22 protein-coding genes are annotated in these 22,780 nt (G+C 69.6%); 11 read left to right on the top strand and 11 right to left on the bottom strand.

Annotated features, from left to right (window positions below):
• Positions 1-124: 124 nt before the first annotated feature.
• Positions 125-1,033 (bottom strand): monofunctional biosynthetic peptidoglycan transglycosylase, encoded by a 909-nt coding sequence (gene mtgA / locus Q664_RS14410; protein WP_235216701.1) that lies wholly within the window; start codon positions 1,031-1,033, stop codon positions 125-127.
• 139 nt (positions 1,034-1,172) lie between these two features.
• Here mtgA and Q664_RS60000 point away from each other — a divergent pair, with 139 nt between their 5' ends.
• A complete protein-coding gene (locus Q664_RS60000) occupies positions 1,173-1,703 on the top strand; it encodes a hypothetical protein (RefSeq protein ID WP_052518089.1) in 531 nt (176 codons plus the stop codon).
• Between the two features lie 61 nt (positions 1,704-1,764).
• Here the strand turns inward: Q664_RS60000 and Q664_RS14395 are convergent, their stop codons facing one another.
• A complete protein-coding gene (locus Q664_RS14395; RefSeq protein WP_043394761.1) occupies positions 1,765-3,729 on the bottom strand; it encodes a lysyl oxidase family protein in 1,965 nt (654 codons plus the stop codon).
• Between the two features lie 130 nt (positions 3,730-3,859).
• On the opposite strand from Q664_RS14395, the gene Q664_RS14390 reads away from it, so the two are divergent.
• On the top strand, positions 3,860-5,431 hold the full coding sequence (locus Q664_RS14390) for a GspE/PulE family protein (RefSeq protein ID WP_052518097.1): 1,572 nt from the start codon (positions 3,860-3,862) through the stop codon (positions 5,429-5,431).
• Positions 5,432-5,435: 4 nt separating this feature from the next.
• On the opposite strand, the gene Q664_RS14385 is transcribed toward Q664_RS14390, so the two are convergent.
• Positions 5,436-5,711: a hypothetical protein gene (locus tag Q664_RS14385; protein WP_043394759.1), complete on the bottom strand. Its 276-nt coding sequence runs from the start codon at positions 5,709-5,711 to the stop codon at positions 5,436-5,438.
• A gap of 96 nt (positions 5,712-5,807) precedes the next feature.
• On the opposite strand from Q664_RS14385, the gene Q664_RS52075 reads away from it, so the two are divergent.
• The 6 genes from Q664_RS52075 (at position 5,808) to Q664_RS57700 (ending at position 11,610) form a co-directional block, all read left to right on the top strand.
• Positions 5,808-7,718: a hypothetical protein gene (locus Q664_RS52075; protein ID WP_052518088.1), complete on the top strand. Its 1,911-nt coding sequence runs from the start codon at positions 5,808-5,810 to the stop codon at positions 7,716-7,718.
• A 140-nt stretch (positions 7,719-7,858) separates the two neighbouring features.
• Positions 7,859-9,067, top strand: a complete 1,209-nt coding sequence (locus Q664_RS14375; RefSeq protein ID WP_152622099.1) for a trigger factor — start codon at positions 7,859-7,861, stop codon at positions 9,065-9,067.
• Positions 9,068-9,179: 112 nt separating this feature from the next.
• Complete coding sequence (gene msrA / locus Q664_RS14370; RefSeq protein ID WP_043394757.1) at positions 9,180-9,839, top strand: peptide-methionine (S)-S-oxide reductase MsrA; 660 nt, start codon at positions 9,180-9,182, stop codon at positions 9,837-9,839.
• Positions 9,840-9,916: 77 nt separating this feature from the next.
• On the top strand, positions 9,917-10,678 hold the full coding sequence (locus Q664_RS14365; RefSeq protein WP_152622098.1) for a hypothetical protein: 762 nt from the start codon (positions 9,917-9,919) through the stop codon (positions 10,676-10,678).
• 2 nt (positions 10,679-10,680) lie between these two features.
• Positions 10,681-11,115, top strand: coding sequence for an SMI1/KNR4 family protein (locus Q664_RS14360; RefSeq protein ID WP_043394753.1), 435 nt, complete (start codon positions 10,681-10,683; stop codon positions 11,113-11,115).
• Between the two features lie 138 nt (positions 11,116-11,253).
• On the top strand, positions 11,254-11,610 hold the full coding sequence (locus Q664_RS57700; protein ID WP_152622097.1) for a hypothetical protein: 357 nt from the start codon (positions 11,254-11,256) through the stop codon (positions 11,608-11,610).
• A gap of 18 nt (positions 11,611-11,628) precedes the next feature.
• Here the strand turns inward: Q664_RS57700 and Q664_RS14350 are convergent, their stop codons facing one another.
• The 6 genes from Q664_RS14350 to Q664_RS14325 are packed head-to-tail and all read right to left on the bottom strand — an operon-like array spanning position 11,629 to position 18,220.
• A complete protein-coding gene (locus Q664_RS14350) occupies positions 11,629-12,858 on the bottom strand; it encodes an ABC transporter permease (protein WP_043394800.1) in 1,230 nt (409 codons plus the stop codon).
• 32 nt (positions 12,859-12,890) lie between these two features.
• Positions 12,891-14,123, bottom strand: coding sequence for an ABC transporter permease (locus Q664_RS14345; RefSeq protein WP_043394749.1), 1,233 nt, complete (start codon positions 14,121-14,123; stop codon positions 12,891-12,893).
• The gene (locus tag Q664_RS14340) at positions 14,120-14,884 is read right to left on the bottom strand and encodes an ABC transporter ATP-binding protein (RefSeq protein ID WP_043394747.1); all 765 of its coding nucleotides are present in this window, start codon (positions 14,882-14,884) and stop codon (positions 14,120-14,122) included. Before Q664_RS14340 ends, Q664_RS14345 begins: the two co-directional genes overlap by 4 nt.
• Positions 14,881-16,155, bottom strand: coding sequence for an efflux RND transporter periplasmic adaptor subunit (locus Q664_RS14335; protein ID WP_043394745.1), 1,275 nt, complete (start codon positions 16,153-16,155; stop codon positions 14,881-14,883). The genes Q664_RS14340 and Q664_RS14335 overlap by 4 nt, the downstream gene beginning before the upstream one ends.
• Positions 16,152-17,480: a TolC family protein gene (locus Q664_RS14330; protein ID WP_043394743.1), complete on the bottom strand. Its 1,329-nt coding sequence runs from the start codon at positions 17,478-17,480 to the stop codon at positions 16,152-16,154. The genes Q664_RS14335 and Q664_RS14330 overlap by 4 nt, the downstream gene beginning before the upstream one ends.
• A complete protein-coding gene (locus Q664_RS14325) occupies positions 17,477-18,220 on the bottom strand; it encodes a YIP1 family protein (protein WP_043394741.1) in 744 nt (247 codons plus the stop codon). The genes Q664_RS14330 and Q664_RS14325 overlap by 4 nt, the downstream gene beginning before the upstream one ends.
• A 205-nt stretch (positions 18,221-18,425) precedes the next feature.
• On the opposite strand from Q664_RS14325, the gene Q664_RS14320 reads away from it, so the two are divergent.
• Entirely contained in the window at positions 18,426-20,990 is a 2,565-nt protein-coding gene (locus Q664_RS14320; RefSeq protein WP_043394739.1) for an AAA family ATPase, read from the top strand.
• A gap of 4 nt (positions 20,991-20,994) precedes the next feature.
• Complete coding sequence (locus tag Q664_RS14315) at positions 20,995-21,846, top strand: Rossmann-like and DUF2520 domain-containing protein (RefSeq protein WP_075207430.1); 852 nt, start codon at positions 20,995-20,997, stop codon at positions 21,844-21,846.
• Positions 21,847-21,853: 7 nt separating this feature from the next.
• On the opposite strand, the gene Q664_RS14310 is transcribed toward Q664_RS14315, so the two are convergent.
• Both Q664_RS14310 and Q664_RS62645 read right to left on the bottom strand, forming a co-directional pair.
• Positions 21,854-22,150, bottom strand: coding sequence for a hypothetical protein (locus Q664_RS14310; RefSeq protein ID WP_043394737.1), 297 nt, complete (start codon positions 22,148-22,150; stop codon positions 21,854-21,856).
• Positions 22,125-22,478, bottom strand: a complete 354-nt coding sequence (locus Q664_RS62645) for a HEAT repeat domain-containing protein (protein WP_152622096.1) — start codon at positions 22,476-22,478, stop codon at positions 22,125-22,127. The genes Q664_RS14310 and Q664_RS62645 overlap by 26 nt, the downstream gene beginning before the upstream one ends.
• Between Q664_RS62645 and Q664_RS62640 the strand changes: the two genes are divergently transcribed.
• Positions 22,414-22,731 (top strand): SET domain-containing protein-lysine N-methyltransferase, encoded by a 318-nt coding sequence (locus Q664_RS62640; protein ID WP_481954997.1) that lies wholly within the window; start codon positions 22,414-22,416, stop codon positions 22,729-22,731. The genes Q664_RS62645 and Q664_RS62640 overlap by 65 nt on opposite strands.
• The last annotated feature ends 49 nt before the right edge of the window (positions 22,732-22,780 follow it).

The following is a 22,780-nucleotide window of genomic DNA, read 5'->3' as shown; positions in this document are numbered from 1 at the left end:
GGCCCTTCCCGGCGCCATGGAGGGCATCGCGGCCCGTACTCACCGGAGCTGCCCCACTTGAGATCGAATGATTACGCTGGCCAATAGACTGAGGAGGCGCGGGAAAATAAATGGGTGATTGGACTCAGCCTGCCGCTTCGTCCTCGGACTCCTGCGGCTGCATCCCATCGAGGATCCGATCGATCTCCGCGTGCGCCACCCTCGCCTGCTCCGCGTTGAGCCGCTTCACCACTTCCATCTGCTCGATGACCCAGTGCGCCCGCTTCTTCAGCGCCTTCGAGCCCGACGACGGCGACCTCTTGCGCGGCGCCGGCAGCATCGACGCCAGGATCGCCCCCTGCGCCGGCGTCAGCTCCGAGGCCGAGACCCCGAAGTGCTCCCGCGCCCCCGCTTCGATTCCGTACACCCCGTTCCCCCACTCCACCACGTTCATGTACAGCGTGAGGATCCGGTTCTTCGGCAGCGACTCCTCCAGCCGGTGCGCGAGGATCAACTCCTTGCCCTTGCGCAGCAGGCTCCGGTCCGTCGACAGCCAGAGGTTCTTCGCCAACTGCTGGGTGATCGTCGACGCGCCCCGCCCCAGCTTCCCCTTGCGCACCGCGTCTTCCAGCGCGTTCTCCAGTTCCTTCGTGTCCACGCCCTCGTGCAGGTAGAAGCTCGCGTCCTCCGACAGCAGCACCGCGTCGATCGCATGCCGCGACACGCTCGACAGCCCGACCCAGTGCTGGCGGCGCCTCGGCTTCTGGCCCGCCTCCCGCGCCTCCTCCGCGCGCTGCTCCATCAGCGCCGTCAGCTTCGGGTTCTGCTTCAGCAACGGCTCCGCCGACGGCAGGCTCGCGTACTCGTAGGACGCGAACACCACCAGCACCAGGAACACCGCCATCAGCACCCGGCTCAGCCATCCGCCACTCGCGGGCGCCTTCGCCACCTGGCGCGACTTGCCCGTGGTCGTCTGCTTCGCCTGCTTCACCTTCCCCGTGGTGCCCGTGCTCTGCTTCAGCTTCATCGTCCGGCTGGCCATGTCCTCGCCCATCTACCTCGAAGGGACTCCCGAGGAAAATTCACCGCCTCGACGGACAACCCCCTCCCACCTGCTCACGGAGGGCCTGCCCGCCCGCCTCCCCCAAACCGCACTCTCCGTGCCGATTTCTGTCTCGTAAAGGAGAGTTCTCATGCCCCTACGTCTCATTCCCCGTTGGGTACTGGTCGCGGGTATCGCCCTTCTCGGCTCGGGCTGCATCCCCACGGCCGATGCCGCCGGCCAGACAGCGGCCCTGACGGAAGCGCAGGACGGTGAATTCTGCGGTGGCTTCGCGGGCATCCCCTGCGCCCAGGGTCTCACCTGCGTCGACGATCCCAACGATGATTGCGACCCCAACCAGGGCGGCCGCGACTGCGGTGGCATCTGCCAGGCCACCGGAGAGGAAAAGAAGAGTTGCACCGGCAAGGAGCCCGGCTACACCTACGTCAACCGCGACCCCGCCAGGTGCGCCGCCCTCCGCTTCACCTGCCCCGAGGGCCAGTCCGCCTTCTTCAACGACTGCGGCTGCGGCTGCATGGCCAACGCGTGCAACTACGACGATCCGGCCCGCACCTACGTCTCGCAGGATCCCGAGCAGTGCGCGGTCATCCGCTTCACCTGTCCCGAGGGCCAGTCCGCCTTCTCCGATGACTGCGGCTGCGGCTGTACAGCCTCTCCGTAGCGGGTAGTGCCCGCCAGGTCCCGGGCGCTCCGGGGGTGCAGCCCCGGAGCACGGGCCGTTTCTACGGAACGATCTCCACGGTGGTGCCGGAGATCTTCACCCGCACGTCGACGGAGTTGGGATGCACGTCCTCTTCGTCGACGATGTCGCTCTTGTCCACGCCGACGCGCAGCGCGTACGTGCCATCCGGCACATCCGTGATGTCCAGCCACTGGCACGGGTAGTCCCCGGCGTACACGTCGGCCCAGCCCGGCGAGATGCCCTGAGCGCCCTCGGGATCGAGGAACGGGGGCGGCGCGTCTCCGCAGTAGGGCACCAGGTCCACCAGGAAGAAGCCCTGCTTGCGGCCCACGGTCACCACCGCGTTGCCCGAGTCCACCAGCTCATAGCTGGCGAACCCGACCAGGTGCTCATGCTGGTGGCACGAGTCGAACTCATAGAGGTCCGGCCGCGTCTCGGGGGGCGGAATGCGCACGGAGCCCGAGCCCAGGTTCGGAATGGACACGCTGAAGCGCAGCAGCCGGCGGTTTCCGGGTGCACCCACGCAGCCCTCCACCACCTCGCAGGCCGTCTCCGGGAAGTCGCGCCGCTCGATGTACACCGAGCGGGAGATGACATCCGCGTCCACCGTCATGTCCGGCTTGCCCCCGCTGCTCGACAGTCCGCACGCGGCGGGCAGCCGCAGGAAGGGCGCGGGCTCCAGGGACGGCACCTTGCCTCCCCCATACGCCACCACCCGTCCCGGCCGCTGCGGCATCGTCGGCGTCAACTGGTCCACCGGCGGGGCCAGGCCCGCGAGGAAGTCGGGGTAGCCATCCCCGTTGAGATCTCCCGCGCCCACGGTCGCGAAGCTCACGAGCCCCGGGAACTCCGGGCCCACGGAGTCGCGCCTCGGCCAGGCCCAATCCGGACGCATCTCGGCGGAGAGCGCCTGCTTGGGAAAGAACGCGTACAGGCGCCCGAACGCGCTCAGCACGAACTCGGATTCCTGGCCGTTCTTGTCCAGGTCCCCCACCTGCGAAAGGGCCAACGACTGATTGAAGCCGGGGTATGCCGGGTCCGCGAAGATGCTCCAGATGGGCGCCGGGGAGATGCCGCCTCCCGGCTGGACGAGATGCACCGCCATCCGGCCCTGGTAGCCCAACACGGCCTCGTGGTGGCCATCCCCGTTCTGGTCCGGGAACAACGCCAGCAGGGACTCGGGGGCCGTCCAGGTGGGCGAGACGCGCAGCCCGCCCTCGCAGACCCCGGGCTCCTCCACCTTGCAGCCGGAGTAGAGCTGGGAGCCCGCCGCCGTCACGAGCAGCAACTCTCCCGTCCCATCGCCATCGAGGTCCCCCACCCGGAGGGTCCGCGTCGCCCGGTCCATGAACGTCCTCACCAGGGTGAACGGAGCGTCCGCACCGGGCGTGGCGCGGTAGATGCTGGTCCGCCGTGTCGAGGCCTGGTTGACGACGAGGTCATCGAGCCCATCCCCATCGAGATCACTGAGCAGGGCCGCGTAGTGGACGCCGATGAACGGCACGCGGAACAGGGGCTCCTGGAGCACCGCCCCGAGGTCCGCCTTGCCCGCGAAGACGAGCGTCCCCGCGGACTGGGAGCGGACGAGGATGTCGGCGAAGCCGTCCCCATTCACGTTTCCGATGGACACCACGCTGCCGCGCCCGCTGACGGTCGGGGTGGGGTTCTGCCAGTCCAGCTCGGCGATGATGGGCTCGGAGAAGGAAGAGCCATTGCCGGCGTAGAGGACGAGCGAGCCCTTGCCCGTCATCGACGAGCACGGAGGCGCCACGACCACCAGGTCCTTCTTCCCGTCCCCGTTCACGTCCCCGAGCGCGATGGAGCTGCCGAAGCACGACTGCCGGAGCGACGCGGGCGCCTCCAGCACCCAGAGCGGCGTGTCGGACAGGAAGGGCCCCTGCTCCTCGGGTGGATTCGGGTCCGGGTCCGGATTCGGCGGAGGCGTGGGACAGCCCCCCAGCACCACCGCCAGCGCGGTGGAGACCACCAGTCGACGCATCTTCATGTGCGAACCCCCTCGGCGTGACAGGGCCCCCCGGCCCGAGCCCGAAAACGGACGATAACGGACCGCCCCATCCCCGTCATCGTGTGCCTGGAGTCCTGGGCCCGCGGCCGGGCGTGCTATGCCCACCGCCATGGCCCAAGGGTCAGACACCTTCTCCGAGCTCTCGCAGTACACCCTCGACCGCCACTCCATGAGGCTGCTGCCGGAGCCGTTCTGCCGCCGCCACTCCGTGGTGGTGCTGGGGAAGATCGACGCGCAGGCGCCCGATGCACCCGTCACCATCGGCATGGCGGATCCGGACAACCAGTCCCTGCGCTTCCGGATCTCCGACTTCCTGCAGCGGGCCATCCAGCCGGTGAAGCTCAACCTCTACGAGATCGAAACGGCCCTGCGGACGGGCTTCGGGGCCGGGCCCCAGACGAAGGCGGATCTCGTCATCCGCAAGCGCCTGCCCTCGCGGCAGCCGCCCACGCCCGTCGAGCTGGTGGATGACATCCTCGCCGGCGCCCTCGAGCGCAAGGCCTCGGACATCCACATCGAGAGCTACCGCGACGATGTGGACCTGCGCTACCGCATCGACGGCATCCTGCACCAGGCCTTCACGGACATGGATCCGGAGTCCGTGCAGGAGGTGGTCAGCCGCATCAAGATCCTCGCCGGGATGGACATCACCGAGCGCCGCAAGCCCCAGGACGGCCGCATCCGCGCCGTGCTCGTCCAGGACGAGGAGCACAAGGTCGTCGACTACCGGGTGAGCGTGGTGCCGAGCCCGGGCGGCGAGGACGTGGTCATCCGCGTGCTGGATTCGAGCGCGGGGCTCGTCCCCGTGAGCAAGCTGGGCATGAGCCCGGACACGGAGCGGGTGTTCCTCAACCTGCTCTCCAATCCCGAGGGCCTCATCCTCGTCACCGGCCCCACCGGCAGCGGGAAGACGACCACCCTCTACGGGGCACTCGCGCAGCTCAACGATGGGCGCAAGAAGATCATCACCGCCGAGGACCCCATCGAGTACTACGTCCCCAAGGTGAACCAGAAGGAGGTCACCTCGCAGATGTCGCACGCGCTGCTGCTGCGCGCGCTGCTGCGGCAGGATCCCAACGTGATGCTCGTGGGGGAGATCCGCGACCAGGAGACGGGCACCATGGCGCTCAACGCCGCGGCCACCGGGCACGTGGTGCTCGGCACGCTCCACACCGCGGATGCCGTGGGCGCCGTGGGCCGGCTCCGCGGCCTGGAGCTGGATGACACCGACATCGCGGACTCGCTGCTCGCGGTGCTGGCCCAGCGGCTCGTGCGCCGCAACTGCCCGAAGTGCGTGGCGCCCGCCGAGCCCACCCGGAAGCAGAAGGAGCTGCTCGGCCCCCTGCTGGACGGCATCCAGCCCCAGACGGGCGTGGGTTGCGAGGAGTGCCGCCACACCGGCTACCGCGGGCGCGTCGGTATCTACGAACTGCTCGTGGTGGACCCGGGGCTGCAGGAGCTGATCGCCCAGGGGGCCCACGGCGCGCAGCTCCGCCGCCATGCGCGGGCGCACGGCTTCCGTACCCTCGTGGAGGACGCGATGGAGAAGATCGCCTCCGGGCAGACCACGCTCGCGGAGCTGGTGCGCGTCATCCCCTACCGGCAGCTCATGACCGCCCGCGAGGATCGTCAGCAGGGCCAGAAGGATGTTCCCTCTCCCTCTGGGAGCGGGTCAGGGTGAGGGTCTAGAGAAGGATGAGCGCCGCCAGTCCCAGGCCGAGGAGCACGAGGATCACCGCCAGGGTCCGTGCCGGGAGGGCCTCCACCCGCTCCGGCAGCGGCATGGGACGGCGAGGCTCGGGCGGCACGTAGGGCTCCTTGGTGACGCTCAGCCGCAGCAGGACCGACGGGGACAGGCTCCGGCAGAGGTCCTCGGGCGGGAAAGGCTCCCCGTTGATGATGAGCCGGGGCCGCTCGGAGGCGACCGGCTCGGGGGTCTCGGGGGGCGTGGAGGGGGGCATCTGTACCCACTCTAGGCCATCTCCCGTGGCGCGGACGCACCTGGACGGGGTCTCCCTCCGATAATCCCCTGTCTCGATTTCCGAGAGGATTTCTCCATGAGTTTCCTGAGCCGGCTCACCCGTCGGCCCCAGCAGCTCCTCGGCGCCCCCGCGCGCGTCGCCGCGGCCGTGGTCAGCAGGCCCGCCGCCCGGCTCGCCAACACGGCCCGGAGCACCTTCACCCCCGCCCGGTCCGTCGCACAGCGGACCCTGGGCCGCACCGCCAGTGCCGCCACGCGGCAGCTCGCTCGCGCCCACAGTGGACCCCCCGCCGCGCGCGCCCAGCCCCAGCCCCGGAGCCTGTTGGGCAATGCCCTCGGCCAGGTCTCCGCCGCGGCGCGTCAGGGCGTGCGGAACGTGGGACGTGCCGTGGGTGGCGCGGCCCATGCGGTGCAGCAGGCCCCGGCCCAGCTTCAGCGGGCGGCCCAACACGGCGTGCAGCAGGTGCAGCGGACGGCCGGACAGGTGGCCGAGCGCGTCAACGCAAATCCCGTCACCCAGTCGCTGCGCCGCACCGCCGGTTTCGCCCAGCGGACCCTCGGCCACGCACAGAACATCCAGACGTTCGGCCAGGGAGTGGGCGAGCTCGCCGGCAAGGCGCGCACCGCCGCGAGTGACGTGCGCGAGGCCGTCCGGACCCGCAGCCTCTCGGCCGCCGGTCAGGCGCTCCGCTCCGTCACCGACACCGCCCGGTCCACCGGAGAGGTCGTCACCCAGGCCCGCGAGGCCCGCGAGAGCCTGCGCAACATCCGCGACGACTTCGCCAGCACCTTCCCGCGGACCGCCGGGCGCCTGAGCCAGACGTACCAGCGCGCCGCCTCGGTGGCGTCCCGCGTGGCGGAGCGCACCGGGTTGGAGCGCGTGGCCTCCAGCGCCCAGCGGCTGGCCTCGAGCGTGGCCAACAACCCCACCGCCCAGGCCTTCCGGCGCACCGCGGGATTTACCCAGCGCACCCTGGGCAGCGCCCACTCACTGGTGGAGTTCGGCAGCCAGGTGCGCAACCTGGGCGGCCAGACGCGCACCGCCTTCAACGACGTCCGCAACGCCTTCCGCGACCCCAGCCTCGCCAACGCGGGCACGGCGCTGCGCTCCACGTTCGACGCGGTGCGAGGCGCCCGGGACACGGTCACCGCTGGACGGGAGGCGCGGGATGCACTGCGCTCCATCCGCGACGACTTCTCGCGCACCTTCCCCCGGGCCGCCGAGCGCCTGGGCCAGACGTACCAGCGCGCTGCCAACGTGGCGGGCAACGTGGCCGAGCGCCTCGGTGCCTCCCGCGTGCGCAACACCGCGCGGAACCTGATCTCCCGCGCCACGCAGTCGCGCGTGGGCCAGGCGCTGGGCAACCTGCGCGAGAACACCCGTGGGCTCGGCGGAGCCGGCAGCACCCTCTTCAACCTCGGCCAGAACGTCCGCAACGCCATCACCCAGGCGCCCACCGCCATTCGCGACATCCGGCAGGCCTTCCGCACGGGCAGCGCCGAGGACGTGGGCCGGGCGCTCACCTCCACCCGGGAGACGCTCAGCTCCGTCCGGGACATCGCCGAGGCCGTGCCCCAGGCGCGCGACGCCGTGCGCACCCTGGGCCGGGTGGCGCGGAACGTGGCCCCGCGGGTGTCCGCCCGCGTCGCCCAGGCCGCGAGCCGGGCGGCCTCCAGCGTCGCTGGCTCGGTGGTGGGCCGGGTGGCCTCCCGCGCCGCGGCCTCGACCGTCGCCCGGGCCGGTGCCGCGGCGGCGGGCCGGGCCGCGGGCCGCTTCGTGCCCGGTGTCAACGTGGCCATCGCCGCCGCGGACACCGCCGCCTTCGTCAACACCCTGCGCGATCCGAACGCCAGCGTCGGCTCCCGCGTGACGGCCGGCGTCACCGCCCTGGGCTCCATCGCCGCCGCCACCAACATCCCTGTCGTCAGCCAGGTGGGCGCCGCCGTCTCCACGGTGTCCAGCTTCATCGGCGGCCTCTTCAACTGAGGCCCGAGGGGGTGGGTGCCCTCAAAACAGGATTTCTGCTTTAATCCCGAAGGAACCGAGCGGACGGCGATCCCAGGTGTCGCCGCCCGCTTCTTCGTTTTCACAGGATGGGCCCGCCCCGGGGGCCCGAGGGAGTCACGGTGTCTTCTCGTAACGACAGCAATGGAGCCCACCGCGGCAGCACCGGTTCCATCGAGGGTGATCACATCCTCCGGAAGCTGGAGGGCAACGCTCAGCGCCCGGCGGCCAAGGCATCCCCCTCCCCTGGCGGCCCGGTGGCCCAGACGGCGCGCGCGTCCGGAGCCGCCACGAGCGCGGCGCCCCAGCGCCAGGAGCTCAAGCTGCCCGCGGTGAAGGCACCCTCGCTGGAGAATCTCCAGGTCACCGTTCCGCAGGACTCGGACATCACCCAGGAAGAGCTGCTCATGCGCTTCCACGAGCTGGTGCGCGCGCACTCGGCCACGCGGGAGCGGGCGCCGGGTGAACCGGTGCGGATGGGGGACACCGTGGTGCTGGACACGCTGGGCTATGCCCAGGGCCGGCTCATCCCCTTCAGCGCGCGGAGCGGCCTGGAGCTGGAGATGGCGCCGTCGGATCTGCTGCCTGGCCTGCCGGAGGGACTGGTGGGCACGCCGGTGGGTGGAGGCCAGGAGGTGCAGGTGACGCTGCCGGACACATACCCGGTGGAGCACCTGCGCGGGGTGCAGGCCACCTTCCTGGTGGACGTGGTGGCGGCGCGGGAGGTGACGGTCCCGGACGCCGAGAGCGAGGCCTTCGTGCGCAAGCTCGGCCGCGGCATGACGCTCGAGGCGGTGATGGAGTCGCTGGCGGACGAGATCGCCAACGAGCGGGCCGACGACATGTGGCTGGAGGCGCAGGAGCGGGTGTTGGACGAGCTGGTGCTGCGCACCGAGGTGCCGCTCACGGTGGAGATGGTGGACGAGGAGATCCGCCAGGCCTGGAGCGCCACCGAGGCGCGCATGCTGTCGCGGAAGGACTTCGCGCCGGACGAGCTGCAGGAGTCGCTGGACGGGTGGCTGGACGATCCCACCACGCGGCTGGAGGCCGAGCGGCGCCTGCGCATCGCCTTCGCCCTGAGGGCGCTCATCGAGCGGGACAAGTTGCAGCTCACGCCGGACAAGATGGACGAGGTGCTGGAGCAGGCGGTGGTGCCCTTCGGGCTGTCGCTGGAGGAGGCGCGCCGGGCGCTGGCCAACCCCGCCACGGCCGAGGGAGTCCGCAACGCGGCCCTGCAGGTGGTGGCGGTGCGCCACGTCATGTCCAAGGCCCAGGTGCGCTTCGAGGGTGTACCCGGCGTCTTCACCGGAACCGGCAAGCAGCTCCGCTAGGAGCCAGGGCGAGGGAGGGAGCGCCGCCCGGCACGCTCGCGGGTGTGCGCCAGTGGGCGCCAGGTCCGTCACATTCCCGGCGAGCACCCGGACGCCGCGTTAATCTCGGGGCATGTGGCGGATCCTGAACCCCAGCAAACTGAAGATGCCATCCGCGGAGGAGGCCCTGCCGGGCCGTTCCGCGCGGATGGCGGTCCCCAAGAAGCACCACGTCAACGGCGCGCCGCTCGAGGCGCCCTTCCCGGAAGGAATGGAGCAGGCCATCTTCGGCCTGGGCTGCTTCTGGGGGGCCGAGCGCAAGTTCTGGCAGACGCCTGGCGTGTACTCGACCTCGGTGGGGTACGCGGGAGGCTTCACGCCCAACCCCACGTATGAGGAGGTGTGCTCCGGCCGCACGGGCCACACCGAGGTGGTGTTGGTGGTGTATGACCCGAAGAAGGTGTCCTTCGAGACGCTGCTGAAGGTCTTCTGGGAGAGCCACGATCCGACGCAGGGCATGCGCCAGGGCAACGACGTGGGGACGCAGTACCGCTCGGCCATCTACTGGACAACGGAGGCGCAGCGGAAGGCAGTCGAGGCCTCGCGCGAGGCCTACCAGAAGGTGCTCACGGCGGCGGGCCACGACCTCATCACCACGGAGCTGCGCCCGGCGCCCGAGTACTACTACGCCGAGGACTACCACCAGCAGTACCTGGCGAAGAACCCGAACGGGTACTGCGGCCTCGGGGGCACGGGGGTGAGCTGCCCCGTGGGCGTGGCCGCCGCGCCGTAGCGGGCGGTGTTCCGGGCGGCACCACTCCAAAGGTGGGCTCTGGCAAAGCACCGTGTGCTGAGCAACGCTGCTCGGGAATGACGACTCCGGCCACTCTCATTTCCCTCCAGAAGAAAACCCGGATGAAGGGGGTGTGCGTGCTGGCATTGCTCCTGCTGTCCGTGGGCTGTACCACGGACGGCGGGCGCGCGGCGGGCACGAACATCGCGGATACAGGCTCACGTGTCGTCCTGGTCACGGAAGAATCACACGCCCAGGTGGTGCGCTCTCCCGTTCGCATCAAGCCCGTGGAGGTGTCCCAGGCCGATTACAACGCCGCGATGGTGCGGCTCGCCCGGGAACTCCGGGACAAGCTTCCGCCCCGGCCGGAGAAGCAGTTGGAAATCGTCTCCTGGGGGAGTCCTGAGCAGCAGGACGAACACTCCCAGTTGGTCGCCGCCTACTACCAATGGTGTGATTCACGAGGCACTCCAGGCGACTGCTTCAGGTTGCTCAAAGGGCTGCCCTACCTGACTGAAGAGGCCAGGCGAGCCCTGGCTTTCGCATTGGCAAATCCGGGGGTCTGGGACGGAACCGCCGCTGTCATCAACGAAGTGTTGGATCCGGTCCAGCTTCAAATCGCGGTGATGAGCACACTCACCATGACGCTCACGCTCCTGGCGATACCTGAGCCCATTTCAAAGGTGATCGTCATCGTGATCACCGCCTCCCTGATCGGCTACGTGGGTTGGGACACGCTGGCGGGGCTCATCGCGGGCTGGCGACAGTTGGAAGAGGAGGCCCATATTCTCGCGCGTCCACACACAGGAGGAATGGCCATCTGGGGCGGAGGGTACTGAGCATGCCCATTCAATGGATGCCCTACCTGAGTATCGACCCACAACCAGTGACCCATCAGGAACTGGAGCAACTCGAACAAGAATGGGGTGTTCGCCTCCCAGAGGAATACAAGGCGCTCGTCACCTCCCATCAAGGCATGACGCCTGAGCCCTCTGTCTTTGACGTAGGGAGAGGCACCAGCGTGTTCAATGTGCTGTTGACGATAAGGCCATACGAGAATCGTGAGGGCTACTCCGTCAGACGGATACACGAGGCTTTGGAGCCTCACCTTCCCAAGGGCATATTTCCATTCGCCGAAACTCCCGGCGGCGAATCCATATGCTTTGATTACCGTTCCGGCTCAGCACAACCCAAGGTCGTTCTGGTCACCGTGGAGACCTTCATCTACCCTATCGCCGACAGCCTGACTGACTTCCTGAACAAGCTTCACGACTGACAGCTCTAGTACTACTTGGTCACTTCGGAGATTATCCGAGGGAAGTTGCCGACAGAGAGGCGATGCGCCCCGAGAGAAGTGACCGAGTAGTACTAGTCCGAAAGCAGTTCGGACTCCGGGTAAGGTGATCGTCCGTCCATGAAATACTTCGTCATCGCCACGCGGGATGGTGTCCTGTCCACAGAGGACTTCGCACGAAGACTGGTATCGCGATGGTCCGGCGCGGAAGTGACACACGTCACAGCTCCCGACAGCCGTCATGCGCTGGAATTCCTCGTCCCCATGGCCCACTCGCACCTGGACGGCTCGCTCAACCGGAGAGGCAGCTGCATTGCCTTCGAAGCCGACCTCCCGGACTCCGCCGCGTTCGCCCAATGGTGCCGCTCCACCATCGCCGCTCACGAGCCGCTCACCTTCTGTGACGAAGGCATGCATGGCAACGTGAAGCTCGAAATGACGACGACGGTGGAGGAGCTCCTCCACTCATTTTCCTGAAGCGAAGTGCCCCGCGCCCTACTCCGAGCGCATGGCCTCCACCGGATCCAGCCTCGCGGCGCGGGCCGCGGGGTAGATGCCGAACACCAGGCCCACGCCCGAGCTCATCACCAGCGAGAGCACCACCGCCCAGCCCGGCACCACGGTGTTGAAGCCCAGCACCCACCGCGACAGGAAGGCCAGCCCGAAGCCGAGCCCCACGCCGATCGCTCCACCCAGCAGCGACATCATCACCGCCTCGGTGGCGAACTGCGCGAGGATGCGGAACCTGCGCGCCCCCAGCGCCTTGCGGATGCCGATCTCCTTCGTCCGCTCCGTCACCGACACCAGCATGATGTTGAGGATGCCGATGCCGCCCACGATGAGCGACAGCAGGCACACCCCGAAGCTGGCGATGGTGATCACCTGCGAGAGGCTGTTGAAGGTCTGCGTCATCGACTCGTTGGTGTGCACCTCGAAGTCGTTGGGCGCCAACGGGGCCACGTCGCGCCGGCGTCGCATGAGGTTCGTCACCTCTTCCTTCGCCTTGTCGAGCAGCTCCGGCTCACGCGCCTGCACCGCGACCTCCACGGAGTCCACCTCTCCGTAGACCATCTCATAGGAGCGCATGGGCACGATGAGCACGTTGTCCATGCTCACCATGCCCAGGAAGCTGCCCCGCCGCTGCAGCACCCCCACCACGGTGAAGGGACGGCCCTTGATGCGCAGCTGCTGCCCGAGCGGCTCCATGCCCGGAAACAGCGTGTCCGCCACGTCCAGGCCCACCACCGCCACCTGACGGCCGTCCACCGCCTCCACCGGGCTGAAGAAGCGCCCCGCGGCCACGGTGATGCCACTGGTGTTGATGTACTCGGACGTGGCGCCCGTCACTTGCACCCCCGGCCGCGTCTCGATCGTCGAGCTGGAGATCTTCTGGCCACCCGACGTGTCCGAGGCGGACACCACGCCCACCGAGGGACAGAACTCCTGGATGGCCCGCATGTCCTCCAGCGTCAGGTTCTTGCGCCTGGCGTACATCCGCCAGTTCACCCGGCCGAAGCCCGAGGGCCACTTGCTCACCTCGAAGGTGTTGGCGCCCAGTTGCGACAAGTCGTTGTTCACCTTCAGGCGCAGGCCCTCGATGAGCGCCATCATGACGATCACCGTCGTCACGCCGATCACGATGCCCAGCAGCGTGAGCAGCGTGCGCAGCGGGTTGCCCAGAAAGGTGCCCATGGCCAGCCGCAGGTTGTCGGCCATGGCCAGCAGGTTGGCCTGGAAGCGTTGGAACATGCTCGTGCTCACTCGTACCGGAGGGCTTCCACCGGATCCAGGTTCGCGGCTCTCGCCGCCGGCCAGATGCCGAACAGCAGCCCCACCAGCGCGGCGAAGCCCACGCCGCCCATGATGGTGCCCGCCTGAACGTCCGCCGCCAGTGGAGTGATGAGGGACACCACCTTGGCCGTCCCCAACCCCACGATCGTACCCAACAGGCCGCCCACCGCGGACACCGCGGACGCCTCCATGAGGAACTGCACGACGATGGTCCGCTTGCGCGCCCCGAGCGCCCGCCGGATGCCGATCTCCCGCGTCCGCTCGCGCACCGACACCAGCATGATGTTCATGATGCCGATGCCTCCCACCAGCATGGTGATGAAGCCCACGCCCAGCGCCACGCCATAGAGCGCGCCGGTGAGCTGCTCGTACGTCTGGGCGAGCTGCTCCGGGCGGTTGATGGAGAAGTCGTCCGGAGCGCCCGGGGGCGTGCCCCGCACGCGCCGCACGATGCCCACGAGCTGCTCCTCCGCCTTGCGGATGTCCTGCCCCTGATCCACGGCCATGGAGATGCTGAAGGGGCGGCCCTTGCCGAAGGTGGAGTAGAACGTCTTGAAGGGCACCATCACCGCCAGATCCTGATCCCTCTCCAGCAGCTTGCCCTTGCGCGCCAGCGTGCCCACCACCTGGAAGGGCCGGCCGTCGATGCGGATGGAGCGGCCCAGGGGATTGATGCCCGGGAAGAGGCCCTCGGCCACGGTGGCACCGATCACGGCCACCGGCCGGGTCACGGCGTTATCCGCGTCCGTGAGGGAACGCCCGGACATCACCTGCCAGGAGCCGATAGCGAAGTACTCCTGCGTCACCCCGAAGACGTCCACGGTGGAGAGCTGCTGGCCATTGAAGCCCACGTCCCCGTTGCGGCCGACGATGGGCGAGATGGCGGCGATGAACGGCGCCTGCGCGCGGATCTGCTCCACCTGCGGCAGGGTGAAGTTCTTCCGGTTGCGGTACATCCACCAGTCCCCCTTGATGACCCAGGGGAACTTGGAGACCTGCAGCGTGTTGGAGCCGAGCGAGGCCAGCTGCTTGTCGAAGGAGGCGTTGAGCCCCTGGATGATGCCGATGATGGCCAGCAGCGTGGCCACGCCGATGCCGATGCCCACCGTGGTGAGCACGGTGCGCATGCGGTTGGCTCCCAGCGAGAAGAAGGCGATGCGCGCCCCCTCCATGACATCCACGCGCACGGCCTTGCTCATGAGCCCCCCGCCGCCTGCGCCGGAGGCGCGTGCAGGTCTCCCAGGGCCACCTGGCGCCCGGGTCCATCCGCGACGATCTCCCCGTCACTGAGCCGGATGGCCCTCGGGCAGCGCGCCGCCAGCTTCGGCTCGTGCGTGACGAGCACCAGCGTGTTGCCCGCGCGGTGCAGCTCCTCGAAGAGCCGGACGATCTCCTCGCCCGTGGCCGAGTCCAGGTTGCCCGTGGGCTCGTCCGCCAGGAGCATGGAGGGCTCGGCCACCAGCGCCCGGGCGATGGCCACGCGCTGGCGCTGACCACCGGACAGCTCGTTGGGCCGGTGGTGCATGCGGTGCTCCAGGTGCACCTTCGCCAGCGCCGCCCTGGCCCGCTCGCGCCGCTCCTTGGCCCGCATGCCCCGGTAGACGAGCGGCAGCTCCACGTTGGAGAGCGCCGTCTCCTTGGGCAGCAGCTGGAACGTCTGGAAGATGAAGCCGATCTCCTCGTTGCGCACCACGGCGAGCTCGTCGTCCGTCATGTGCGACACGTCCTTGTTGTTGAGCATGTAGCGGCCGCTGCTGGGCGTATCCAGGCAGCCCAGCACGTTCATCAACGTGCTCTTGCCCGAGCCGGACTGGCCGATGATGGCCACCCACTCGCCGCGGCTGATACCGAAGGAGACGCCCCGCAGAGCGCGCACCTCCTCGCCACCCACGTGGAAGACACGGGTGACGTCCTGCACATCGATGAGCCGGGGGGACCCGGCGCCGTTGACCTGGCTCACGACTTCTTCCCACCCGGACCACCGGGGCCACCCGGGCCGCCCATCTGCGGCTCGCGCACCGTGTCCCCGTGCTTCAGCTCCTTGGACAGCGTGCGGTAGGGGCCCTCCACCACCTTGTCGCCCTCGGCGATCCCCTCGAGGATCTCCAGGTCCGTGTCGGAGGCGATGCCCGTGCGCACCCGGCGCAGCTGCGCCTTGTTGTCCGCGTCCACCACGAAGACCACCTTGGCCAGCGTCTCCGCGCGGCGCGCCACCGACAGGCCCGCGCCCTCCACCGGCGGCTGGTAGTCCGGCAGGCTCTTCTCCGGACGCACCGTCACCGACTGGATGGGGACGAGCACCGCGTCGTCATGCTTCTCGGCGGAGATGCGCACCTCGGCGCTCATGCCCGGCAGCACCCGCGCCGGCCGGATGTCGAGCGCCACCGTCACGGGGAACGTGGTGACCTCGGCCTCGGTTCCCGGGTTCTTGATGAGCGCCTTCTGGGCGATCTCCACCACCGAGCCCTGGTAGGACTCCCCCTCCAGCGCGTCCACGGAGATCTCCGCGGGCTGGCCGGGCTTGAGGTGCACCACCTCGTGCTCGCCCACCTCGAACTTCACCTCCATCACGTTGAGCGCGGCGATGGTCATCACCACGTCCTCGGAGAGGTCCGAGCCGCGCACGCGCTCACCCACCTCGCGCGACAGCTCGATGATGTTGCCGTCGATGGGCGACAACAGCGTCGTCCGGGCGAGGTTGGTCTGCGCCTCCTCGGACACGGCGGAGGCCTGCGCCAGGCGCTGCTGAGCCGCGGCCAGCCGGGCCAGGGCCGTGTCCCGGGCCGCCCGCGACTGATCCACCTCGGCCGCCGAGGCCAGGCCCTTCTTGCCCAGCTCCTCCACGCGCGCCAGCTCGGCCTCGGTGCGGGTCGCCTCCACCTGGGCCACCTGGGCGTCCGAGCGCGCCGCGTTCTGCGCCGCCAGGGCCTGCTTGGCCGAGGCCTCGTAGCGCTTGCGGTAGATGCGGCCCAGCACCTGGCCCTTGGTCACCCGGTCTCCATCCTTCACCAGCAGCTCCATCAGGTCGCCGGAGAGGTTGGAGGAGATCTTCACCGTGGTGGCCGCCTGCACCTTGCCGGCGCCCGTGATGGTGCGGGTGATGCTGCCCTTGCGGGCCTTGCCCACCTGCGCCTCCACCGTGGGGGGCGGCCGGTCCTTCAAACCGCCCACCGTGATGGCCGTCGCCCCGAGGAACAGCCCGCCTGCGATGACCGCCTTCCACCACTTCATTTCGCTTCTCCCGGGGCCAGAGTGCCCATGGCCCGCATCAGCGTGAAGCGGGCGATTTCGACGTTGATCCTGTTCTCCAACAGCGTCAGCTCGGCCTGCGTGAGCTTGAGCTGCGCATCGCGCACCTCCAGCGTCGAGCTGACTCCGGCGTTGAAGCGCTCCTCGGCGAGCACCAGCGCGTCGGCGGCCGCCTTGCGGTTGGCCTCGGCCAGCTCCGCGGAGACGATCTGCGCCTCCAGGGCCACGTGCGACTGGCGCACCGTGCCCTCCATCTCGCGCTCGGACTGCTGCATGTTCAGCTCGGCCGCCCGGGTCTGGTACTCGGCCCGGCGCGCCTGCGCCTGCGTGGTGAAGCCGTTGAAGATGTCCCAGGAGATGGACACACCACCGCGCACCACGTTCTGCCGCGACGGCTGGCCGAAGAAGATCTCCGGATCCTGGCCCTGGCGCTGGTAGGCCGCATCCAGGGAGAAGCGCGGCAGGTAGCCGGCGGTGGCGATGCTCCGCTGCAGCTCGGCCGCGCGCAGCCGCTTGCGCAGCGCCACCAGCAGGGGCCGGCGGGTCCTCGCCTCCTGCAGCGCCTGCTCCAGCGAGGGGGCCGGCGCGGGAGTCTGGGTCAGCACACCCGGGTCCACGGCCTCCACGACCTCGGCGCCCGGCATGGCCAGCCACGTGGTCAGCCGCGCCTGGTCCGTGGCCAGCTGCGACTGCCGCGACACCACGGCGATGCGGTCATTGCCCAGGTTCACCTGCGCGGACAGCTCCTCGGCCTTGCCCACCCGGCCCGCCTGGAAGAGCGCCCGCGCCCGCTCGAGCTGCTGCTCGCTGCGCCGCACGTTGGCCTCCAGCACCTGGATGGCCGCCTGGGAGCGGAAGAGCGCGTAGAAGCGGTTGATGCCCTCCAGCTCGGAGGTGTCCTGCTGCTCGAGCGCCTCGCCGCGCTGCGCCTCCAGCTGCGCCCCGCTCTGCTCCAGCCGAGCCCAGACGGCCCGGTCATAGAGGAGCTGCGAGACGGACACGCCCAGGCTGAGGTTGGGGAACGCCACTTCCGGCGTGTCGACCGCGAGCTGCTGGAAGCCGCCGCCCTCCACGGGCACGATGTTGTAGGAGCGCTGCGGGCCGATGTACGTCAGGTTGCCGCTGCCCGAGAACCGGACCTGGGGCAACAGCGACGAGCGGGCGATACGCACGTCCTGCTCGGCGCTGGAGGCCTCCAGGACGGCGGTGAGGGCCTGGACGTTCTCCCGGCTCCTCGCACGGGCATCCTCCAGACGGATGGGGGTCGCATGGGTGGCGAGCGCCACCGTGAGCATGAGCACGTTCATCGTCCACCTCCCGGACCACCTGCCCCCCGCGGACCGCCGGGACCTCCGGCCATCATCGCGGGCAGGCCAATGAAGAACACCCCGACGAACAGGATGTAGAGCACCACGAACAGCAGCACCGAACGGCCCTTGCTCATCCCCGTGGCCGAGGAGAAGCCCAACCCCAGCAGGGCCACGCTCCACAGGTTGAAGAAGTCCACGCCCCGCAGCACCTTGGCCATCTTCGGCGACAGCCCGTCCAGGGCCGCCAGGCTCGAGGGCACCAGGTCCATCACCCGCGTCTCGGAGAGCGAGTGCTGGGCGAGTGCGCAGAGGGCGAAGATGACGTGGTAGAGCGCGATGGGCAGCATGGCCAGCGCCGCCGCCGACATGAGCTGGCCGAAGGGCGCGCTCCGATCGACCAGCCACGCCACCACCCACAACGCCGCCGCCAGCACCAGCGTGAGCAGCGGCATCACGAAGACACCCTTGGCGATCCCCGCCACCAGCGCCTTGCGCGAGGCCGTCTGGATCTCCTCGGTGATCTCCGTCTCCGTGGCCCGCCCGAGCTGGCCCGTCATCTGCATCTGCTGCACCACCGCGGGGCCGGCGTCCCAGCGGAGGGAAAATGCCGTCCCAGAAGCGGACACGCACACGGCGAGGATCAGGAGGGGCCACACCCAGCGGCGGGCCTCGATGGCGGCTCCGGTCGCGTCGAGCGGGTCGAGGAGCACACGGGTGGGTTGAACGATTGAGCTCATAAGGAGAGGTGGCGGGGCGACGGGATGTACGCCCAGGAGCGCCTCCCATTGCAAGCCGGATGACAATGGCCCCCCAACAGGCTAGCAGCCGGACCATTCCCAGGTCCCCTCACGACCCGTGGGGGGCGTAGCAACCTGTAGCGGAAATTTTGCCGAGTGGATCCGAAGGGTGTATGTGCTCGCTTGCCCGCCTGCCGGAACTCGAATGGTCGACAGCTCGGATCTCGCTCAGGTTCTCCACGAAGCCCATGACATCGCACAGAGCGTGGCACAGAAGCCTACCTCGGCCCACGTACTGTTGGCACTGTTCACGGTGGAGAACCGGGCGCAGCTCCTCCTGAAGGAGAAGGGCGTCGACGAGGACAGCCTCCTGGAGAGGATGACGTCACATCCCTCGGAGCAGGAGGGGCTCGTGCGGGAGCTGTGCATGCGGGCGAGGGAGATCGCCCAGAGCAGCGGCGCGCGCGAGACGGACTGCATGCACCTGCTGGTGGCCTTCACCCGGGTGCGCTGCGCCGCCAGCGAGCTGATGGCCAAGGCGGGCCTGCACCTCATCAACCTGGGCAATACCGCCCTCTCCTACTGTCTCAGCGGGAGCATGCCCCGGAGGCTCCAGCCGGGCCGCAACTCGATGGCCATGGGCGTGCCGCGCCCCGGCCGGCCCCTGGGTGCCCCGCCCTCGGCGCCGCCCGCCTCCGCCCTCGCGCTCTCGCCCCGCCCCGCCCCGGTGCCCCCTCGCGCCCCGTCCCGGCCCGCGCTCTCCCCTCGAGATCTCATCGACGAGGTGAACGAGGACGTGCCCGGCGCCGCCGAGCCCACGCCAGTGCCCCCGCTGCCCCCGCTGCCCACGCGCACCCCGCCGCCGGTTCCCGCCGTCCTGGCCCCGCCCGTGACGGCGCCGGCCGCTCCGGCTCCCCTGCCCGTCTCCCCGCCGCGTCCGGCGCCCGTGCAGGCCCGTCCCTCCGCGCCCGCGTTGGTGCTCGACGAGAAGCGCTTCCCCCTGCTCACCTCGCTGGGCCGCAACCTGAGCCGGCTCGCCCAGGAGGGGAAGTTGGATCCCGTGGTGGGCCGCGCCAAGGAGATCGAGGAGGTCATCGACATCCTGGGCAAGCGGCGCACCAACAACCCGTGCCTGCTGGGCGAGGCGGGCGTGGGCAAGACGGCCGTGGTGGAGGGCGTGGCCCAGCGGCTGATCGAGCTGCGCGGCACCCTGGCCGAGAAGATCCTCCTCGAGCTGGACATGGCCACGCTGGTGGCGGGCACGCAGCTGCGCGGCTCGTTCTCCGAGAAGCTCAACGCCCTCAAGGAGGAGGTCCGGCGGGCGGACGGCCGCGTGGTGGTGTTCATCGATGAGATCCACACACTGGTGGGCGCGGGCTCCACGGGCGAGGGTCCGCAGGACGCCGCCAACGAGCTGAAGACGGCCATGGCGCGCGGCGAGTTCCCCTGCATTGGCGCCACCACGCACGACGAGTACCGGAAGTTCATCTCGCAGGATCCGGCGCTGGAGCGGCGCTTCACCCCCGTGGTGGTGCACGAGCCGTCGGTGCCGGAGACGGTGGAGATCCTCCAGGGCATCATCGGCCGCTACGAGGACCACCACGGCCTGCGCTACGCCCCCGAGGCGCTGGAGGCGGCCGCGTCACTGGCGTCGCGCTACGTGACGGAGCGCTTCATGCCGGACAAGGCCATCTCCGTGGTGGACCTGGCCGGCTCGCGCAGCCGCCGCGAGGGCAAGGAGCTGGTGGAGGCCTCGGACGTGGCCCGGGTGGTGGCGAAGATCGCCGGCATCCCCGAGGAGCGCCTGTTGATGACGGACTCGGCGCGGCTGCTGAGGCTGGAGGCGGACCTGGGCGAGCGCGTCATCGGCCACGAGGAGGCCATCTCCCGCATCGCCCGCGTCATCCGCCGCAACTACGCGGGCTTCGCCTCGCGCCGGCCCATGGGCTCGTTCCTCTTCCTGGGCCCCACGGGCGTGGGCAAGACGGAGATGGCGCGCGGGCTGGCCGAGGTCCTCTTCGGCAGCAAGGACTCGCTGGTGCGCCTGGACATGAGTGAAATGTCCGAGGGCCACGGCGTCTCGCGCCTCATCGGCTCGCCCGCGGGCTACGTGGGTTATGGCGAGGGCGGCCAGCTCACCGAGCCCGTGCGCCGCAGGCCCTCGTGCGTGGTGGTGCTGGACGAGATCGAGAAGGCCCACCGCGAGGTGCAACTGCTCCTGCTCCAGGTGCTGGAGGAGGGCCGCCTCACGGACGGCAAGGGCCGGCACATCGACTTCTCGAACACGGTCGTCATCCTCACCACGAACCTGGGCGCGGACGCCTTCCACAAGACGAGCCGCGCGCTGGGCTTCGGCTCGGCGGCCTCGGAAACCAACAAGGCCCAGAACGACATGGACGCCGCGAGCGCCACCGCGCGTCAGGCGCTGCCTCCCGAGCTGTGGAACCGCATCGACGAGCGGCTCCCCTTCCGTCCGCTGACGGAGGAGCAGGTGGCCCGTATCGCGAACCTGCTGCTGGAGGAGAGCAGCCGGCGGCTGGCCACGGAGAAGGGCATTGCGTACGTGGCCGGGGCGGAGGTGGTGGAGCTGCTGATGAAGTCGGGCGGATTCGACCCGAAGCTGGGCGCCCGGCCCATGCGCCAGGTGGTGCAGCGGCTGGTGGAGGCGCCCCTGGCCGAGCGGATCCTCGCGGGCGAGTTCATGGCGGGGGACCGGGTGCAGGTCTCCGTGCAGTCCGGGGAGCTGCAGTTCCTGCGCGAGAGCCGCTGAGCCCGTGAGCCCCCCGCGTCCCAGCCGTCCGAGGGTGGTGGTGGTGGGCGCGGGCCGGCTGGGCGGAGCACTGGCCCTCGCGCTCGCGGCGAAGCGTTGGCCCGTACGCGTGCTGGCGCGCTCCGAGGAGAGCCGGCGCCGGGTACTCGAGCTGGGGCTGAAGCCCGCCTCCGAGCGGGATGTGGCCCAGGCCCGGGTGTGTCTGTTGTGCGTGCCGGACAAGGCCGTGCCCGGGGTGGCCGAGGAGCTGAAGCCCCGGCTCGCGCGAGGTGCCGCCCTGGTGCACTGCGCGGGCGCGCTGTCGCTGGAGGCCCTGGGTGCTCCGCGTGGACGGGTACTCGGATCCTTCCATCCGCTGGTCGCGGTGTCGGATCCGCGCGACTCGCTGGCGGGGAACTCGGTGGCCCTCAGTACCCGCTCCCGATGGCTGCGCGAGGTGCTGGAGCGGATGGCGAAGGACGTGGGCCTGCGCGCCCTGCGGGTGCCGGAGAAGCAGCGCGCCGCCTACCATGCGGGAGCCGTGCTGAGCGCGGGAGGCGTGGTGGCGGCCCTCTCCGCGGCCGTGGAGGCCTTCCGCGCCGCGGGCATCTCCGAGGAGGACGCCCTCGCCGCACTGTTGCCGCTGACGCGCTCGGCGCTACGAGGCGTGGAGGCCCGGGGACTCACGGCCGGATACACCGGACCCATCGCCCGGGGAGACGCGGGGGTGGTGACGGCGCACCTCGCGGCGCTCCCTCCCGAGGTCGCTGATGTCTACCGGCCGCTGTCCCGGCGTGGACTGCGGCTCGTGGGACAGCGGTTGACGCCCGAGGCCCGCTCCGCCTTGGAGGCTCTTCTCGCTCCCAACAACCGTTGAGTTGGACTCACGCCTGAGTGGGACGGTTGCGCAGGGCGAGCACCGTGTCGTCGAACACCTTACCGAGCACATCGTCCTGAGGCCGGTGGGCCTCTAGAAGCTCCGCGTCCTCCCGCTGTCCTACGTACTGAAGGGTAACCGCGGCTCCAATGCTACGAAGGGCCGCTGGCGCTACCGCCAGCCTGCGTGCGACGTCGCGCAACGCGGAGCGTGACTCGAGCGGAAGTGCAGGAAACATCAGCTCAGGATGACGCTTGCGCCAGAGCGCATACGTCAGATCATTCACATCCGTCTGCTCTGTCATTGCCTCGCGCCTCCTCCAGGAGGAGTTGCTGCTCCAGACGCTTGATGCTCGACGAACCTGCCCACGCGCCTAGCGCGAAAGCCGCGGCCTGGCGAACCCTCTCATCAGGAGACTCGAGCATCTCTTCCAGCACGGCCCTGGCTTCGCGAGGCCGTGCCTCGCGCCACGCAGCAACCAGCGCGCGTACCCGCTCCTCGTCCCCCCAGCGGAAGGCTTCAACCAGTTCCGACTGCCCGTCAGGACGCACCGAGGAAGCGTCGGGTCTGCGGAAGCGCACACCTTTCGCGGGCGCTGGATCGAAGACGCGTCTGTTCGCGGCATTCGTCATGAAGGCGTTCCTGGCGCGCTACGCCTACTGCGAGCAGGGCACGCTCGTCCTGTGCGGCGACCACGCGCGCTTCATGAACCAATCGCCCAACTCCAGCTGCGGCAACGATCCCAACCGGCGCTTCACGACGCTCGCGCTGCGCGACATCGCCAACGACGAGGAGCTCACCGACAACTACTCCATCATGGATGAGAGCTGGGAGCCCTTCGCCGGCATCATCGAGCCCGAGCGCATGGACGAGGGCGCTCGCTGAAACGACAAGGGGCCCACGGGAGGGTGTCCCATGTGGCCCCTGGGATGCG

It is taken from the genome of Archangium violaceum Cb vi76, assembly GCF_000733295.1.
GTDB classification, from domain to species: Bacteria; Myxococcota; Myxococcia; order Myxococcales; family Myxococcaceae; genus Archangium; species Archangium violaceum.
This window is presented reverse-complemented; position numbering and strand designations above follow the sequence as displayed.

What these genes read in the sequence shown, in the direction of transcription:
- Q664_RS14365 (WP_152622098.1), top strand. Translation starts at nt 9,917, where the DNA reads ATGACGACTCCGGCCACTCTCATTTCCCTCCAGAAGAAAACCCGGATG.
- Q664_RS57700 (WP_152622097.1), top strand. Translation starts at nt 11,254, where the DNA reads ATGAAATACTTCGTCATCGCCACGCGGGATGGTGTCCTGTCCACAGAG.
- Q664_RS14395 (WP_043394761.1), bottom strand. Translation starts at nt 3,729, where the DNA reads ATGAAGATGCGTCGACTGGTGGTCTCCACCGCGCTGGCGGTGGTGCTG.
- Q664_RS14385 (WP_043394759.1), bottom strand. Translation starts at nt 5,711, where the DNA reads ATGCCCCCCTCCACGCCCCCCGAGACCCCCGAGCCGGTCGCCTCCGAG.
- Q664_RS14335 (WP_043394745.1), bottom strand. Translation starts at nt 16,155, where the DNA reads ATGAAGTGGTGGAAGGCGGTCATCGCAGGCGGGCTGTTCCTCGGGGCG.
- Q664_RS60000 (WP_052518089.1), top strand. Translation starts at nt 1,173, where the DNA reads ATGCCCCTACGTCTCATTCCCCGTTGGGTACTGGTCGCGGGTATCGCC.
- Q664_RS62645 (WP_152622096.1), bottom strand. Translation starts at nt 22,478, where the DNA reads ATGACGAATGCCGCGAACAGACGCGTCTTCGATCCAGCGCCCGCGAAA.
- Q664_RS14325 (WP_043394741.1), bottom strand. Translation starts at nt 18,220, where the DNA reads ATGAGCTCAATCGTTCAACCCACCCGTGTGCTCCTCGACCCGCTCGAC.
- Q664_RS14330 (WP_043394743.1), bottom strand. Translation starts at nt 17,480, where the DNA reads ATGAACGTGCTCATGCTCACGGTGGCGCTCGCCACCCATGCGACCCCC.
- Q664_RS14320 (WP_043394739.1), top strand. Translation starts at nt 18,426, where the DNA reads ATGGTCGACAGCTCGGATCTCGCTCAGGTTCTCCACGAAGCCCATGAC.
- msrA (WP_043394757.1), top strand. Translation starts at nt 9,180, where the DNA reads ATGTGGCGGATCCTGAACCCCAGCAAACTGAAGATGCCATCCGCGGAG.
- Q664_RS14360 (WP_043394753.1), top strand. Translation starts at nt 10,681, where the DNA reads ATGCCCATTCAATGGATGCCCTACCTGAGTATCGACCCACAACCAGTG.
- Q664_RS14345 (WP_043394749.1), bottom strand. Translation starts at nt 14,123, where the DNA reads ATGAGCAAGGCCGTGCGCGTGGATGTCATGGAGGGGGCGCGCATCGCC.
- Q664_RS14310 (WP_043394737.1), bottom strand. Translation starts at nt 22,150, where the DNA reads ATGACAGAGCAGACGGATGTGAATGATCTGACGTATGCGCTCTGGCGC.
- mtgA (WP_235216701.1), bottom strand. Translation starts at nt 1,033, where the DNA reads ATGGGCGAGGACATGGCCAGCCGGACGATGAAGCTGAAGCAGAGCACG.
- Q664_RS14390 (WP_052518097.1), top strand. Translation starts at nt 3,860, where the DNA reads ATGGCCCAAGGGTCAGACACCTTCTCCGAGCTCTCGCAGTACACCCTC.
- Q664_RS52075 (WP_052518088.1), top strand. Translation starts at nt 5,808, where the DNA reads ATGAGTTTCCTGAGCCGGCTCACCCGTCGGCCCCAGCAGCTCCTCGGC.